Raw genomic sequence first — 15,118 nt, forward strand, 5'->3', positions numbered from 1 at the left:
ATCAGCCGCGCAACCTGGCCAAATCCGTCACGGTGGAATAGCGGCGGCCCGCAAAGGGCCGCCGCCGAGTTCCAGATTACGGAGTGGTCGTACCGCCGGTCGTCCCGCCGGCCGCGCCGCCCGTCGTCCCGGCGGCGCCGCCAGCGGCTCCACCGGTCGTGCCCGTCGCGCCCGTGCCATCGGCCGGAGGCGTCGTCGCGTTGGGGTCAGTGGGCATGGTGGTGGCCGGTGGCGTGGTCGCCATCGGATCAGCCGCCGGCGGCGTCGTGGCCATGGTGTCGGCGGGCGCGGCCGTCGTCGCCGAGGTGTCCGAGGCCGTGCCTTCTTCGGCCTGGTTGTTGCCGCAAGCCGAAAGCGAAGCGGCCACGGCCGCTGCGGCCGCGACCTGAGTGAGGATGCGTAGGTTCATTCGGATCAGTCTCCCCTGAGGATCCCCCGACGTGGGCCCAACCTGGGCGCACCCGCCGCTGTTCCCGATTTCGTGATCACACTTTTCCGTAACAGAGGTCGGGAGCGTGGCCATGGCTCCGGCGTTACCTGCACGGTGCGCCGCTGGGGCGCACCTGAAATGTCCTGAGCGCCTGAGCCTGCCGCCGGTTGACGAACCGGGCCAAGCGGGGCTTTGACCGCGGGGCTAATCAAGCGGAGACGCGGATGACTAAGAAGGTTCGGAAGGCTGTCCTGCCGGTAGCGGGTCTGGGGACGCGCATCCTGCCCGCGGCCAAGGCGACGCCGAAGAACCTGCTGAACGTGTTCGACCGGCCGATCCTGTCCTACATCGTGGCCGAGGCCCGCACGGCCGGGATCGAGCACCTGATCTTTGTGGTTGGCCGCGGCCAGGGGGCCATCGAGGAGTATTTCGACCACAACCCGGAGCTGGAGACCCAGCTCGAAGCCAAGGGCAAGACCGACATCCTGGCCGAGGTGCGCAAGGACCTGCCCCGCCCCGGAGAGATGAGCTTCGTGCGCCAGATGGCCCCGCTGGGCCTGGGCCACGCGGTCTGGTGCGCCCGCGACCTGGTCGGCGACGAGCCGTTCGCCGTCATGCTGCCCGACATGCTGATGGCCGCCGAGCCGGCGGCCCTGGCCCAGGCCGTGGCCGCCCACCAGCAGGTCGGCGGCAACATCATCGTCGTCGAGCCCGCCCCCGAGGGCGAGGCCCACAAATACGGCATCGTGGCGCTGGAGGGCCGCGCCGGGCGGCTGAACAAGATGACCGGCATGGTCGAGAAACCCGCCCCCGGCACCGAGCCGTCGAACCTGTTCATCTCCGGCCGCTACATCCTGCAGCCGCAGATCTTCCAGCTGCTCGCCGATCAGGAGAAGGGCGCCGGGGGCGAGATCCAGCTGACCGACGCCATGGTCCGGCTGATGGCGCAGCAGGACTTCCACGCCCTCGAGTACGACGGGACCACCTACGACTGCGGCGACCCTATTGGCCTGCTCCGCGCGAACATCGCCTTCGCCCTGCGCAACCCGCGCATGGCCGAGGCGGCGCGCAAGGCGATCGAGGAATTGCTTTAGCAACCGTTATCGCGGCCGCAGGCCCGCGTCAGCGGACCAGAGAGCCGAGACCCAGAGGCCCCGAGCGCCGCCTCTGGGTCCGGGATCGGCCTTGCAGGCGGTCCGGGATGACGAGGGTTGTTGGCCCCGCGCCTAAGCGCCGTAGAACCCCCGGTACCACTCGACGAACCGGGGCAGGCCCTGCTCGATCGGCACCTTGGGCGAGTAGCCGGTGAGCGCGGTCAGCTTCGAGACGTCGGCGTAGGTGGTCGTCACGTCGCCCGGCTGCATCGGGCGGAAGATCTTCTCAGCCTTGCGGCCAAGCGCGCCCTCCAGCGTCGCGATCATGTCCATCAGCCCGACGGGACGGGAGTCGCCGATGTTGAGGATGCGGTTGACGCCCCGCTCCGGGGGCCGGTCCAGCGCGCTGACGATGCCATCGACGATGTCGTCCACATAGGTGAAGTCGCGGGCCATCTTCCCCTCGCCGTAGACCTCGATCGGCTCGCCGGCGAGAATCTTCCGGGTGAAGGAGAAGTAGGCCATGTCCGGCCGACCCCAGGGGCCGTACACGGTGAAGAACCGAAGTCCCGTCTGCGACAGGCCGTAGAGCTTGGCGTAAGAGAAGCTCATCAGCTCCCCGGCCCGCTTGGTGGCCGCGTAGAGCGACACCGGCTCGGCCGCCGCATCGTCCTCGGTGAAGCCCTCCCCCGCCCCCGGCCGGTCGCCGTAGACGCTGGAGGAGGAGGCGTAGACCAGGTGCTCGAAGCCCTCCGCGTGCCGGGCGGCCTCCAGCACCGAAAGGTGGCCGGCCAGGTTGGCCCGCTCGTAGGCGAAGGGATTGTCGAGCGAGTAGCGGACGCCCGCCTGCGCCGCGAGGTGGACGATCCGCTTGGCGCCGGTCTCGCGCACCAGGGCGGCGAAGGCCTCGGCGTCGGCGACATCCATTCGGACCATGCGGAAGCCCGCGTGCGCCGCCAGCCGGGCGGCGCGGGCGTCCTTCAGCGCCGGGTCGTAGTAGTCGTTGAAGACGTCCACCCCGACCACCTGTTCACCGCGCGCCAGCAGCCGCTCGGCGACGTGCATCCCGATGAACCCGGCGACTCCGGTGACGATGATGGTCATTGGGCTCCTCCAGCGGCCGCCTGTTCTAAGGACGATCGCCGCCTCCGTCGACTTAGCGGCTTCCGCACCGCCGCAGGCTGCGCTAGCCGTTTCGCTATCGCCTCAAGTTGCGGGAGCTTGCATGCGCGTACTGGTTCTGGGCGGCGACGGCTTTTGCGGGTGGCCCACGGCGCTCCACCTGTCGGCGCGCGGCTGGGACGTCGCGATCGTCGACAACCTATCGCGCCGGCGCATCGACGAGGAGCTCGGCGTCCAGTCGCTGACCCCGATCCGCCCGCTGCCCGAGCGCCTCGCCGCCTGGCGCGAGCTCACCGGACGCCAGATCGCCCATCATGACATCACCCTGGGCAAGAGCTACGAGGCGCTGGTGGATCTGTTGCGGAGCTTTCGGCCCGACGCCGTCGTCCACTTCGCCGAGCAGCGCGCCGCGCCCTATTCGATGAAGTCGGCGGCCCACAAGCGCTACACCGTCGACAACAACCTCAACGCCACCAACGACGTGTTGGCGGCCATCGTCGACAGCGGCCTCGACATCCACTTGGCCCACCTGGGCACCATGGGCGTCTACGGCTACGGCACCGCCGGCATGCCGATCCCGGAGGGCTACTTGACGGTGAAGGTGGAGACGCCGAAGGGCTGGACCGAGACCGAGATCCTCTATCCGGCCAATCCCGGCTCCATCTACCACCTGACCAAGACCCAGGACGCCCTGCTCTTCCAGTTCTACGCCAAGAACGACAGGCTGCGGATCACCGACCTGCACCAGGGCATCGTCTGGGGCACCCAGACGGCGGAGACCCGGCTCGACGAGCGGCTGATCAACCGCTTCGACTACGACGGCGACTACGGGACGGTGCTGAACCGGTTCCTGATGCAGGCCGCGCTCGGCTATCCGCTGACGGTGCACGGGGCCGGCGGGCAGACCCGGGCCTTCATCAACATCCAGGACACCGTCAGGTGCGTGGAGCTGGCGCTGGCGAGCCCGCCGGCCCGGGGCGAGCGGGTGCGGGTGATGAACCAGATGACCGAATGCTGGCGGGTGCGCGAACTCGCCGCCCTGGTGGCGGGCCTCACCGGCGCTCAGGTGGCCCACCTGCCCAACCCGCGCCAGGAGGCCGAGGAGAACGATCTGATGGTCGAGAACCGCCGGCTGCTGGCGCTGGGCCTAGATCCCATCACCCTGGAGAAGGGGCTGCTGCTGGAGGCGACGGAGATCGCCCGCCGCTATGCGGACCGGGCGGACCTGGCCAAGATCCCCTGCGTCTCCCACTGGAACGCCGAGCGCGCGGCCGCCGCCAGCGTCGCGCCCAAGGCCGTGGCGGCGGAGTAGGCCCTGAAGCTCTTCGTCTTCGGCTACGGCTATTCGGCCCGCGCGCTCGCCCGGCGCCTGCGCCCCGACGGCTGGAGCATCGCGGCCACCGCGCGCTCGCAAAACGGCGCCGACGAACTCGCGGCGGAGGGGGTCGAGCCCGTCGCGCTGGACGATCCGGCCGCCATGACGCGGGCCGCCGGGGAAGCCAACGCGGTGCTCATCACCGCCCCGCCCACTTCCGAGGGCTGCCCCTCGCTGCCGGTGCTGCCGCGGGCGATCGCCCGCAGCGGCGCCTTCCCCGACTGGGTCGGCTACCTCTCCACCACCGGGGTCTACGGCGACCGCGGGGGCGGCTGGGTGTTCGAGGAGAGCCGCTTGGCCGCCGCCTCGCTGGAGGGCGCCCGCCGGGTCGGCGCCGAGCGCGACTGGCTGGACGTGGCGCGCGGCATGGGCCTGACGCTGACCATATTCCGCCTGCCAGGGATCTACGGGCATGGCCGCTCGGTCTTCGACCGGCTGCGGCAGGGGCGGGCCCGCCGGATCGCCGCGCCGGGCCAGGTGTTCTCGCGCATCCACGTGGACGACCTGGCCGCGGGCCTGGCCGCCTCGATCGCCCGCCCCAGGGCCGGGGGCGTCTACAACCTTTGCGACGACGAGCCGGCCCCCAACAGCGACGTCATCGCCTACGCCGCCGAGTTGCTGGGGATGGAACCACCGCCCGAGATCCCCCTCACCGAAGCCGAGATCTCCGGCCCCGGCCGCCGCTTCTACGCCGAGAGCAAGCGCGTCTCGAACGCCAGAGCCAAGGCCGAGCTCGGCTGGCGACCGGCCTATCCGACGTACCGGGAGGGGTTGAGGGCTATCTTCGCGGCGGAATCTTAGACCTCTCCCCCCGCTCGGCGGGGGGGAGAGGTCAGAAGCTCCTCCAGCGCCTGGATCAGCCGGGCGATGTCCGCTGGCCGGGAGAGCCGGTGATCGCCGTCCTTGATCAGGGTGAAGACCACGTCCTCGCTCTTCATCGCGTTCGCCAGTTCCAGTGCATGGGGCCAGGGTACGGCGTCGTCGGCGCCGCCCTGGAGAATCCGCACGGGCGATTCGATGTTCACCGGCCCCGGCAGGATCGACCAGCGCGCGCCGTCCTCCATCAGCTCGCGGGTGATCGGGTCCGGGTCGCCGTAGGGCGAGGGGCGGTACCAGACGCCGGTCTCGGCGATGTCGGCGCGGGCGGCCTCGTCGAGGGAGGGGCCGATCAGCTTCTCAGTGAAGTCCGGCGCGGGCGCGATCAGCACCATCGCCCGCACCCGCTCGGGCCAGGCCATGGCCGCCAGGCAGGCGATCCAGCCGCCCATGGACGAGCCGACCAGCACCAGCGGCCCGTCCGTCAGTTCGTCCATCACCGCCAGGGCGTCCTCGCGCCAGCGGGTGATGGTCCCCGCCTCGAAGGCGCCGGAGGACTCCCCGTGGCCGAAATAGTCGAAGCGCAGGAAGGCCCGCCCGCTCTGCGCCGCCCAGTCCGCCAGCGCCTGCGCCTTCATCCCCGCCATGTCGGACCGGTAGCCGCCCAGCCAGACGATGGTCGGCCCCTCGCCCCCCACGCGCCGCCAGGCCAGCATCTCGCCGTCCGGCCGCTTCAGAACGCCCGCCGCTTCGTTCATCCACACCACTCCTTCGCCCGCGGTCCTAAGCCGCCTTTACCAAACCGAGCCAGCCGTTAAACGAGGGCCGGTGACTCTTCCGCCGGACTTCACCCTGTTGCAGGTCGTGCCGGAGCTCGAGACCGGCGGGGCCGAGCAGACGACAATCGACGTCGCCCAGGCCGTGGTCCGGGCGGGCGGCAAGGCGCTGGTGGCCACCCGCGGCGGCCGGATGGCGGCCAGGCTGGAGAGCGACGGCGCGCGCATGGCGCAGATGCCGGTGCAGTCGAAGAACCCGCTGGTCATGCTGGGCAACGCCGCCCGGCTGGTGGACATCATCCGGCGCGAGAAGGTCAGCGTGGTCCACGCCCGCAGCCGCGCGCCCGCCTTCTCGGCGCTGTGGGCGGCGCAGTCGACCCGCACCCCGTTCGTCGCCACCTACCACGGCGTCTACCACGCCAAGACCCGGCTCAAGCGCTGGTACAACGCAGTGATGACCCGCGGCGACCTGGTGATCGCCAACTCCAACTTCACCCGCGACCATATCCTGGCCGAGCACGGGATCGACCCGTCGCGGGTGGTGAGCATCCCCAGGGGCGTGGACCTGTCGCGCTTCTCCCCCAGCTGGGTGACGCCGGACCGGCTGGACGCCTTGCGGACCGCCTGGAACATCGCGCCGAACGACGGCCGCACGCGAATCCTGCTGGCCGCCCGGCTGACGCGCATCAAGGGCCACCTGACACTCATCGAGGCGGCGGCCAAGCTCAAGGACGCGGGGCGGCGCGACTTCGTGATCTTCTTCGCCGGCGACGACCAGGGCCGCACCGGCTACCGGGAGGAGCTGCAGAGCGCCATCGCCGCCGCGGGGCTGCAGGACGTGGTGCGGCTGGTCGGCCACTGCGACGACATGCCGGCCGCCTACCTGCTCTGCGATCTCGCCATCCTGCCCTCCACCATCCCGGAGTCCTTCGGCCGCACCGCGGTGGAGCCGCAGGCGATGGGCAAGCCGGTGCTGGCCTCCGACCTCGGCGGGATGACCGAGACCATCGTGCCCGGCGAAACCGGCTGGCTGATCCCGCCGGGCGATGCGGAAGCCTGGGCCCAGTGCCTCGGCCACGCGCTCGACCTCAGCCCCTCCAAGCGCGCCGCCATGGGCCAGGCGGCGGCGAACCGGGCGACGCGGCTCTACTCGGTGGACGCCATGTGCGCGGCCTACCTTTCCGCCTACGCTCGGGTGCTGGAGGCGCGCGGCTGATGGCGGGCGAACCGAAGAAGATCCTGGTCATCAAGCTCTCGGCCCTGGGCGACTTCGTCCTCGCGCTGGCGGCCATGCGGAAGATCCGCGAGGCGCACCCCGAGGCCCACATCACCCTGCTCACCACCGAGCCCTTCGAGGGCCTGGCCAAGGCCAGTCCATATGTGGACGCGGTGGACGCCGGCGGACGCCCGCAGGGGCCCGGCGCGTGGCTGGGGCTGGTCTTCCGCCTGCGGGCGGCGAAGTACGACCGGGTCTACGACCTGCAGACCTCGTCCCGCTCGAGCCTGATGTTCTACGGCTTCCTGCCGTTTCCGCCGGAGTGGTCGGGGATCGCCTGGGGCTGCTCGCACCCGCACCGCAATCCCCGACGCGACCACATGCACACGCTGGAGCGCCAGGCCGACCAGCTGAAGCATGCGGGCATCTGGCCCGACGCGCCCACCGAGCCGATGAGCGCCCCGCCCCCGGACCTGTCGTGGATCGTCGACAAGGCGCCGGCGCCCCGGCCCGGCCCGGGCGTGCAGCGCCCCACGGTGCTGTTGATCCCCGGCGGATCGGCCCACCGGCTGGAGAAGCGCTGGCCGGCCGAGCGTTACGGCGAACTCGCCCGCGCCCTGTACGACCGTGGCTACGACATCGTGATCATCGGCGGGCCGCAGGAGGGCGAGCTGGCCCACAAGATCCAGCGGATCCTGCCGCAAACCCGCGACCTCACCGGCCGCACCGACTTCGCGCGCATCGCCGCCCTGGGCGCCCGGGCGGCGGTGGTGGTCGGCAACGACACCGGCCCTCTGCACCTGGCGGCGGCGGCCGGCGCGCCGACCATCGTGTTGTTTTCGAAGTCTTCCGACCCGGCGCTGTCGGCGCCGCGCGGCCATGTGGCGGTGCTTCAGGCCGCCGACCTGACGGACCTGCCGGCCTCGGCGGTGCTGTCAGCGGTCGATAACATGACGCCTCAACCGGCCCTTAACCGCGCTTGAAGAACAACAGTCCGTTGGTCATATACTGAACGTAAGGCTGGACCGCTTCGCGCGGCCCTGCGTTCATCTCGTTGAAACAGCCAAGGAGCACCGCCTATTCGCCGCCCCATGCAAGCGCCGCCCGTCAAAGACGGTCCGCGCATGAACGAAGACATCCGCGTCCCGCGCGTTCTGCTGATCGATCAGAACGGCGAGAAACAGGGGGTGATGCCCACCTCCGCCGCCATCGAAGCGGCGCAGGAAGCCGGCCTCGACTTGGTCGAGATCGTCCCCAACGCGGATCCGCCCGTCTGCAAGATCCTGGACTACGGCAAGTTCAAGTTCCAGGAACAGAAGAAGAAGAACGAGGCGCGCAAGCGGCAGAAGGTGGTGGAGATCAAAGAGATCAAGCTCCGCCCGAACATCGACACGCACGACTACGAGGTCAAAGCGCGCTCGATGCACCGCTTCTTCGAGGAAGGCGACAAGGTGAAGGTGACCCTGCGCTTCCGAGGCCGCGAACTGGCTCACCCGGAACTTGGCATGAAGCTGCTCCAGCAGGTGAAGGCCGACTTCGAACCGGTGGCCAAGGTCGAGTACGAGCCCCGCATGGAGGGGCGCCAGATGATCATGATCCTGGCCCCGCGTTGAAGCGGAGCTGGATCGCGAGCCTGACGGGCGCCGCCCTGGCGGCGGCTGTTGCGACCGCCGCCCCGGCCCAGCCGGCCCATAATGGGGACGATCCTGTGGAGCCCTTCGCCATCGGCGAGGGGCTTTACTACGTCGGGGCCTCGGACATCGCCGCGTACCTGATCGGCGACGCCAAGAACGGCTTCATCCTGCTCGACGGCGGCTACGAAACCACTGCGCCGAAGATCCTGGCGAGCATCCGAAAGCTCGGCTTCGATCCGAAGCAGGTGAAGATCCTCGTCAACAGCCACGCCCACCTGGACCACGCCGGCGGCCTGGCCCAGCTCAAAGCGGCCACCGGCGCCCCGCTCTACGCGAGCGCTCAGGACGCGCCGCTGATCGAGGCGGGCGGCAAGGGCGACTACTACCTCGGCGACCGGGCGCCGTTTCCGCCGGCCAAGGTCGACCGGATCCTCAGAGATGGGCAGCGGGTCAGCCTCGGCCCCTACAGCCTCACCGCGCACGTCACCGCCGGCCACACCAAGGGCTGCACCACCTGGACCTTCCCGCTGAAGGTGGACGGCCAAGTGCGCCAGGCGCTGGTGCTCTGCTCACTGACCATCCTCCCAGGCGCGAAGCTGGTGAACAACGCCGCCTACCCGGCCATCGCCGCCGACTTCGAGAAGACCTACGCGACGCTGAAGGCCCTGCCCTGCGACGTCTTCCTGGGCTCGCATGGCGGCTTCTGGCGCATGCGCGACAAACGGGCGGCCGCAGCCCCCGGCAAGCCGAGCCCGTTCGTCGACCCGGACGGCTGCCGCGCCTATCTGGCGAAGGCCGAGGCCGGCTTCCGCGCCGAGCTCGCCAAGCAGCAGGCGGCCGCCGGCCGGTGAGCCCCGCCGCGCGGCGCCTCCTCGCCCGCGCCCTGCCCCTCCTCCATTCCGTCCGCAAAGCCTGGTGGCGCATCGCCCGCCCGCAGACCACGGGCGCCCGCGCGGTGGTGTTCGACGAGGACGGCCGCCTCGTCCTCGTCCGCCACGGCTACGAGAGGGGCCTCTACCTCTCCGGCGGCGGGGTGAAGCGCGGCGAGGCGCCGGAGGCGGCGCTGTTGCGTGAACTCGCAGAGGAGATCGGCGTCACCGCGTGGAGCTCGATCACGCCCTTCGCCGCCTACCGCTCCGAGCGCGAAGGCAAGCGCGACACCATCCACCTGTTCGTCGTCCGCGGCGCCGTTCTGGCGACGTCGGCCAGCGCCGAGATCGTCGAGATCGTCCGCTGCGACCCGGCGGTCCTGCCGGACGATCTGAGCCCCGCCACGCGGCGGCGGCTGACCGAAGTGCTCGGCGGCGGACCGGTCGCTGAGGCGTGGTGACATCTTCCCTCCCCTTCATGGGGAGGGTGGACCGGCGCGCAGCGCCGGGACGGGTGGGGAGGTCTCGCACCGAGATGGCGCTGATCGTCCGGCTCACTGCGCGTTGGCCAACTCCCCCCACCCGGGCGGCTTCGCCGACTCGCGCCTCCCCATGAAGGGGAGGGAAGGCGCGATCCAACATCGCTCGACGAACCACCTTGCCGCCGCCCGCGGCCTCACTTAACAGCGATCACATGTCCGACGCCGCGCAGCCGAGGGCGACCGCGTCGGCCATGGCGGCGCCGTCGCTGATCGCCGTCATCTTCATCAACATGCTGGGCTTCGGGATCATCGTCCCGCTGCTGCCCTTCTATGCGAAGAGCTTCGAGGCCGAGGCCTGGCAGATCGCCCTGGTGTTCTCGGCCTACTCGGCGGGGTCGTTCTTCGGCGAACCTTTCTGGGGCCGCCTCTCCGACCGCTTCGGGCGCAAGCCGCTGCTGATCTCGACGATCGGCGCCAACTGCCTCTGCTACTTCTTCCTGGCCTTCGCCCCCAACGTCTGGGCGGCCATCGCCATCCGCTTCGTGGGGGGCCTGGCCGCCGGCAACGGGGCGGTGGTGCAGGGCTACATCGCCGACGTCACCGAACCGGAGAAGCGGGCGGGCAAGCTGGCCTGGATGGGTGCGGCCTGGAATGTCGGGCTGATTTTCGGTCCGATGGTCGGCGGCATCTTCGCCCACCCCGAGAGCGGTCCGGCCGGGTTCCGGATCCCGCTGTTCCTGGCATCCGGGCTGGCGGCGCTGTCGGTCATCTCCATCATGCTGTTCATCCGCGAGAGCCGCGAGCGCGAGATGCTCAGCGACCGGCCCAGCCGTTGGGGCGCGCTGGGCGCGGCGATCGGCAGCCCGGTGATCTCCCGGCTGATGCTGCTGACCTTCCTGGTTGGCTTCGCTTTCACCGGTATCGAGTCGACCTTCGGTTTGTGGGCCCAGGCCAGGTTCGACTGGGGCCCGCGCGACATCGGCGTCTGCTTCTTCTTCGTCGGCATCGGCGCGGCCGTAACCCAGATGTTCGTCACAGGCCGGCTTTCCGAGCGTTACGGCGCCGGGCGCATGCTCGCGGTCGGCATGGGGATGACCTGCGTCTGCGCCGTGCTGCAGCCGTTCTCCATAGGCGGTCCGATGACCATCGCCCTGATGACGCTCATGGCGATCGGCCAGTCGGTGGCCTGGCCTAACGTCTCGGCGCTGATCTCGCGCACCGCCGATCCGTCGCGGCAGGGCGCGATCCTGGGCATCAACAACGCCATGGGGGCGCTGGCCAGGGTCGTCGGCCCGTTCTGCGCGGGTCTGGCCTTCGCGGGCGTGTCGATCAACGGTCCGTTCTGGCTGGGCGCGGTGGTGGTCGCCCCGGCGATCCTGCTGGCGGTCGAGGCGGCGCGACGGGCCAAGACCCAGGAAGAGCAGGCGTCGCAAGTTGTGCCCTGAGCTTGCATTTTCGGCTCAGCTCACGTAAGAGCCCGCCCCTTCGGAGCCGCCTGGCCAAAGGCATGCCAGGGCGCCTCATCAATACGCCAGAGGACGGGGCTTCGGCTCCGCAGAGAAATGCCGAAACTGAAGACGAAGTCAGGCGCCAAGAAGCGCTTCAAACTGACTGCGACCGGCAAGCTGAAGGCCGGCGTCGCGGGCAAGCGCCACCGGCTGATCAGCCACAACGGCAAGTACATCCGCCAGCAACGCGGCACCAAGGTGATGAGCGAGGCCGACGCCAAGATCATCAAGACCTACCTGCCGTACGGCCTTTAAGAGCGGAGCTGATCACAGATGGCACGTGTCAAAAGGGGCGTCGTCGCCCACGCCAAGCACAAGAAGGTCCTGGAGCAAGCCAAGGGCTTCTACGGCCGCCGCAAGAACACCATCCGCGCCGCCAAGGCCGCGGTGGATCGGGCCGGCCAGTACGCCTATCGCGACCGCAAGGTCCGCAAGCGGAACTTCCGCTCGCTCTGGATCCAGCGGATCAACGCCGCGGCCCGTCTCGAGGGCCTGACCTACGCCCGATTTATCCACGGCCTTGACCTGGCCGGGATCGAAATGGACCGCAAGGTCCTCGCGGACATCGCGGGCAACGACCCAGCCGGCTTCAAGGCCATCGCCGACAAGGTGCGCGCCGCGCTGGCCTAAGAGATCGTGGGAGTCGCCAAGGCTCCCCCCGGTTTTGAAAGGGCCCTCCGGCGGCGCGTCGGAGGGCTTTTTCATGGCCCGCTTTCCGCTAAACGAGCCAACCCATGACCGACCTTATCCAACTGGAAGCCGACCTCTCGGCCCGCATCGACGCCGCGTCCGACGCCGCCGCCCTGGAAGCCGTGCGCGTCGAGGCGCTCGGCAAGTCCGGGGCGATCTCCGAGCTCCTCAAGACGCTCGGCAAGATGAGCCCCGACGAGCGCCGCGAGCAGGGGCCGAAGATCAACGGCCTGAGAGATCGCGTCGCCGCGAAGATCGCCGAGCGCAAGACCGCCCTTGAGGCCGCCGAGCTCGACGCGCGCTTGGCCTCCGAGCGCGTCGACCTGACCCTGCCCGCCCCGCCGCGGCGCAAGGGCAGCGTCCACCCCACCATGCAGGTGATGGACGAGATGATCGCCATCTTCGCCGACATGGGCTTCGCGCTGGCCGAGGGGCCGGACATCGAGGACGATTTCCACAACTTCACCGCCCTGAACTTCCCGCCCAAGCACCCGGCGCGGGAGATGCACGACACCTTCTTCCTGCCCGAGGGCCCGGACGGCCAACGCAAAGTCCTGCGCACGCACACCAGCCCGGTGCAGGTGCGGGTGATGCAGAAGACCAACGAAAAGCTGCCTTCCTGGATCGCCGTGGGCCAGGAGCCGCCGATCCGCGTGATCGTGCCGGGCCGCACCTTCCGCAAGGACTCGGACCAGACCCACACCCCGATGTTCCACCAGCTGGAAGGCCTGGTGATCGACCGCAACATCCACATGGGGCACCTGAAGTGGACGCTCGACACCTTCATCGCGCGCTACTTCGAGACGCCTGTGGTCGAGACCCGCTTCCGCCCGCACCACTTCCCCTTCACCGAGCCCTCGGCGGAGATGGACGTGCGCTGCGACCGCTCGGGCGCGGAGATCAAGATCGGCCAGGGCACCGACTGGCTGGAGATCCTGGGCTGCGGGATGGTGCACCCCAACGTGCTGCGGAACTGCGGCCTGGAGCCGGACGAATGGCAGGGCTTCGCCTTCGGCCTCGGCGTCGACCGCCTGGGAGCGCTCAAGTACGGCATGCCGGACCTGCGCGACATGTTCGCCTCGGACGTCCGCTGGCTCGCCCACTACGGCTTCTCGGCCTTTGCGGCCCCGAGCCCCGCCACCGGCCTGAGCTGACGGAGAGACAACGATGAAGTTCACCCTCTCCTGGCTCCAGGATCACCTGGAGACCAACGCCACGGCCGCCGAGGTGGTCGAGGCGATGACCATGGCCGGCCTGGAGGTCGAGCACGTGGAGGATCCGGCCTCCAAGCTCGCCCAGTTCTCCGTGGCCAAGATCGTCGAGGCCGTGCAGCACCCCAACGCCGACCGCCTGCGCGTCTGCCAGGTGGACACCAAGGACGGCCGCAAGGAGATCGTCTGCGGCGCGCCGAACGCCCGGCCGGGGCTGACGACTATCTACGCCCCGCTGGGCGCCTATGTGCCCGGCTCGGGCGTCACCTTGGAGGCGCGCCCCGTCCGCGGCGTCGTCTCCAACGGCATGCTCTGCTCGGCGGCCGAACTGGAGGTCGCCGAAGAGTCCAACGGCATCATGGAGCTGCCGGACGACTTGGCGGTCGGCGCGCCGGCTGCCCAGGCGCTCGGCCTGGAGGCGGTGATCGACTTTGAGGTCACGCCCAATCGGCCCGACTGGCTGGGCGTTCAGGGCATCGCCCGCGACCTCGCCGCGGCGGGCGTCGGGACTTTTAAAGACCAGCCGGTCGAGCCGATCCCCGGCACGTTCGCCTCGCCGATCCAGGTGAAGGTGGACGGGTCGGGCGCCTGCCCGGTCTTCGCCGGGCGGCTCATCAAGGGTGTTAAGAACGGGCCCTCGCCGGCCTGGCTGCAGCAGCGGCTGACCAGCATCGGCCTGAGGCCCATCAGCGCGCTGGTGGACATCACCAACCTGATCTCCTTCGACCGGGCCAAGCCCCTGCACGTCTACGATGCGGCCAAGCTGACCGGCGGCTTCCTCGAGGCCCGCCTCGGCCGCGAGGGCGAGAGCGTCGAGGCGCTGGACGGCAAGACCTACGCCGTCACCCCGGACGTCTGCGTGATCGCCGACGCCTCCGGCCCGGTGGGCCTGGGCGGCGTCATGGGCGGGGAGTCCACCGGCGTCTCGGAGGCGACCACCGACGTCTTCATCGAGAGCGCCTGGTTCGACCCGATCCGCACGGCGCAGACCGGCCGGTCCCTCGGCATCAATTCCGACGCCCAGTACCGCTTCGCCCGCGGCATCGACCCGCACTCGACCCTGCCGGCCCTGGAGCTGGCGACCAGGCTGGTGCTCGAGCTTTGCGGCGGCGAGCCGTCCGAGGTGGTGGTGGCCGGCGAGGCGCCGGCCGCGCCGGGGCCGATCACCTTCGACCGCGCGTACGTGAAGAAGCTCTCCGGCCTCGACGTGCCGCCCGCCCGGGTCGACGAGATCCTCACCAAGCTCGGCTTCAAGGTCGCCGGTAGCGAGGTCACCCCGCCGTCCTGGCGCCGTGACGTCGAAGGAAAGGCCGATCTCGTCGAGGAGGTCGCGCGCATCGAGGGCTTCGCCGCCTTGCCGGTGGAGCCGCTGCCCGAAGTTTCCCCGCCCATCGGCGGCGCGCTCACCGCGCGCCAGGCCCGCATCCGCGCCGCGCGCCGGGCGATGGCGGCGCTGGGCTATGCCGAGACCATCACCTGGAGCTTCATGCGCCGGGAGTGGGCGACGCTGTTCGGCGGCGGCGCACCCGAGCTGGTGATCACCAACCCGATCGCCTCTGACCTCGACTGCATGCGCCCGTCGATCCTGGCGAACCTGATCGAGGCTGTGGGCCGCAACGCCCGGCGCGGCTATCCCGACGCGGCGCTGTTCGAGGTGGGGCCGATCTACCGGGGCGACCAGCCGGCCGACCAGTCGACCGCGGTCGCCGCCCTGCTCGCGCCCAACCCGCCCAAGCACTGGGCCGGCCCGGCCGAGGATCCGCTGTTCGCCCTCAAGGCCGACCTGACGAAGCTGCTCGACGAGGCCGGCGCCCCGCCGCTGCAGATCGCCCAGGGGAACGCCTCAGAGTGGTTCCACCCGGGCCGTTCGGCCCGTCTGCAGCTCGGGCCGAAGA

At 70.1% G+C, this 15,118-nt stretch carries 16 protein-coding genes; 13 read left to right on the top strand and 3 right to left on the bottom strand.

Annotated features, from left to right (window positions below):
* Nucleotides 1–76: 76 nt before the first annotated feature.
* On the bottom strand, nt 77–409 hold the full coding sequence (locus VHK87_RS10365) for a hypothetical protein (RefSeq protein ID WP_329634822.1): 333 nt from the start codon (nt 407–409) through the stop codon (nt 77–79).
* Nucleotides 410–654: 245 nt separating this feature from the next.
* On the opposite strand from VHK87_RS10365, the gene VHK87_RS10370 reads away from it, so the two are divergent.
* The gene (locus VHK87_RS10370; RefSeq protein ID WP_329634823.1) at nt 655–1,524 is read left to right on the top strand and encodes a UTP--glucose-1-phosphate uridylyltransferase; all 870 of its coding nucleotides are present in this window, start codon (nt 655–657) and stop codon (nt 1,522–1,524) included.
* A 132-nt stretch (nt 1,525–1,656) separates the two neighbouring features.
* Here the strand turns inward: VHK87_RS10370 and VHK87_RS10375 are convergent, their stop codons facing one another.
* On the bottom strand, nt 1,657–2,628 hold the full coding sequence (locus VHK87_RS10375; protein WP_329634824.1) for an NAD-dependent epimerase/dehydratase family protein: 972 nt from the start codon (nt 2,626–2,628) through the stop codon (nt 1,657–1,659).
* Nucleotides 2,629–2,749: 121 nt separating this feature from the next.
* On the opposite strand from VHK87_RS10375, the gene VHK87_RS10380 reads away from it, so the two are divergent.
* Together VHK87_RS10380 and VHK87_RS10385 are read left to right on the top strand one after the other, a co-directional pair.
* Nucleotides 2,750–3,958, top strand: coding sequence for an NAD-dependent epimerase/dehydratase family protein (locus VHK87_RS10380; RefSeq protein WP_329634825.1), 1,209 nt, complete (start codon nt 2,750–2,752; stop codon nt 3,956–3,958).
* Between the two features lie 3 nt (nt 3,959–3,961).
* A complete protein-coding gene (locus VHK87_RS10385; protein ID WP_329634836.1) occupies nt 3,962–4,822 on the top strand; it encodes an SDR family oxidoreductase in 861 nt (286 codons plus the stop codon).
* Here VHK87_RS10385 and VHK87_RS10390 read toward each other — a convergent pair.
* A complete protein-coding gene (locus VHK87_RS10390; protein ID WP_329634826.1) occupies nt 4,819–5,595 on the bottom strand; it encodes an alpha/beta hydrolase in 777 nt (258 codons plus the stop codon). The genes VHK87_RS10385 and VHK87_RS10390 overlap by 4 nt on opposite strands.
* A 70-nt stretch (nt 5,596–5,665) precedes the next feature.
* Between VHK87_RS10390 and VHK87_RS10395 the strand changes: the two genes are divergently transcribed.
* The 10 genes from VHK87_RS10395 to pheT form a co-directional block, all read left to right on the top strand.
* Nucleotides 5,666–6,829, top strand: a complete 1,164-nt coding sequence (locus tag VHK87_RS10395) for a glycosyltransferase family 4 protein (RefSeq protein WP_329634827.1) — start codon at nt 5,666–5,668, stop codon at nt 6,827–6,829.
* Nucleotides 6,829–7,812, top strand: coding sequence for a glycosyltransferase family 9 protein (locus tag VHK87_RS10400; protein WP_329634828.1), 984 nt, complete (start codon nt 6,829–6,831; stop codon nt 7,810–7,812). The genes VHK87_RS10395 and VHK87_RS10400 overlap by 1 nt, the downstream gene beginning before the upstream one ends.
* 108 nt (nt 7,813–7,920) lie before the next feature.
* Nucleotides 7,921–8,442: a translation initiation factor IF-3 gene (infC, locus tag VHK87_RS10405; RefSeq protein WP_329634829.1), complete on the top strand. Its 522-nt coding sequence runs from the start codon at nt 7,921–7,923 to the stop codon at nt 8,440–8,442.
* Nucleotides 8,439–9,314 (top strand): subclass B3 metallo-beta-lactamase, encoded by an 876-nt coding sequence (gene bla, locus VHK87_RS10410; protein WP_329634830.1) that lies wholly within the window; start codon nt 8,439–8,441, stop codon nt 9,312–9,314. The genes infC and bla overlap by 4 nt, the downstream gene beginning before the upstream one ends.
* On the top strand, nt 9,311–9,793 hold the full coding sequence (locus tag VHK87_RS10415) for an NUDIX domain-containing protein (protein ID WP_329634831.1): 483 nt from the start codon (nt 9,311–9,313) through the stop codon (nt 9,791–9,793). The genes bla and VHK87_RS10415 overlap by 4 nt, the downstream gene beginning before the upstream one ends.
* Before the next feature lie 233 nt (nt 9,794–10,026).
* Nucleotides 10,027–11,259: an MFS transporter gene (locus tag VHK87_RS10420; protein ID WP_329634832.1), complete on the top strand. Its 1,233-nt coding sequence runs from the start codon at nt 10,027–10,029 to the stop codon at nt 11,257–11,259.
* A 117-nt stretch (nt 11,260–11,376) separates the two neighbouring features.
* Nucleotides 11,377–11,577, top strand: coding sequence for a 50S ribosomal protein L35 (gene rpmI / locus VHK87_RS10425; protein ID WP_199618802.1), 201 nt, complete (start codon nt 11,377–11,379; stop codon nt 11,575–11,577).
* An 18-nt stretch (nt 11,578–11,595) separates the two neighbouring features.
* Nucleotides 11,596–11,952 (top strand): 50S ribosomal protein L20, encoded by a 357-nt coding sequence (gene rplT / locus VHK87_RS10430; protein ID WP_329634833.1) that lies wholly within the window; start codon nt 11,596–11,598, stop codon nt 11,950–11,952.
* A gap of 104 nt (nt 11,953–12,056) precedes the next feature.
* Nucleotides 12,057–13,166 (top strand): phenylalanine--tRNA ligase subunit alpha, encoded by a 1,110-nt coding sequence (pheS, locus tag VHK87_RS10435; protein WP_329634834.1) that lies wholly within the window; start codon nt 12,057–12,059, stop codon nt 13,164–13,166.
* Nucleotides 13,167–13,179: 13 nt separating this feature from the next.
* The coding region (pheT, locus tag VHK87_RS10440) for a phenylalanine--tRNA ligase subunit beta (protein WP_329634835.1) at nt 13,180–15,118 on the top strand (1,939 nt) is incomplete at its 3' end.

Source organism: Phenylobacterium sp. (assembly GCF_036263695.1).
In the GTDB taxonomy this organism is placed as follows: domain Bacteria; phylum Pseudomonadota; class Alphaproteobacteria; order Caulobacterales; family Caulobacteraceae; genus Phenylobacterium.

Bases quoted from the DNA above. Each gene is read 5' to 3' on its own strand.
- VHK87_RS10365 (WP_329634822.1), bottom strand. From the start codon at position 409: ATGAACCTACGCATCCTCACTCAGGTCGCGGCCGCAGCGGCCGTGGCC.
- VHK87_RS10370 (WP_329634823.1), top strand. From the start codon at position 655: ATGACTAAGAAGGTTCGGAAGGCTGTCCTGCCGGTAGCGGGTCTGGGG.
- VHK87_RS10375 (WP_329634824.1), bottom strand. From the start codon at position 2,628: ATGACCATCATCGTCACCGGAGTCGCCGGGTTCATCGGGATGCACGTC.
- VHK87_RS10380 (WP_329634825.1), top strand. From the start codon at position 2,750: ATGCGCGTACTGGTTCTGGGCGGCGACGGCTTTTGCGGGTGGCCCACG.
- VHK87_RS10390 (WP_329634826.1), bottom strand. From the start codon at position 5,595: ATGAACGAAGCGGCGGGCGTTCTGAAGCGGCCGGACGGCGAGATGCTG.
- VHK87_RS10400 (WP_329634828.1), top strand. From the start codon at position 6,829: ATGGCGGGCGAACCGAAGAAGATCCTGGTCATCAAGCTCTCGGCCCTG.
- infC (WP_329634829.1), top strand. From the start codon at position 7,921: ATGCAAGCGCCGCCCGTCAAAGACGGTCCGCGCATGAACGAAGACATC.
- VHK87_RS10420 (WP_329634832.1), top strand. From the start codon at position 10,027: ATGTCCGACGCCGCGCAGCCGAGGGCGACCGCGTCGGCCATGGCGGCG.
- rpmI (WP_199618802.1), top strand. From the start codon at position 11,377: ATGCCGAAACTGAAGACGAAGTCAGGCGCCAAGAAGCGCTTCAAACTG.
- rplT (WP_329634833.1), top strand. From the start codon at position 11,596: ATGGCACGTGTCAAAAGGGGCGTCGTCGCCCACGCCAAGCACAAGAAG.
- pheS (WP_329634834.1), top strand. From the start codon at position 12,057: ATGACCGACCTTATCCAACTGGAAGCCGACCTCTCGGCCCGCATCGAC.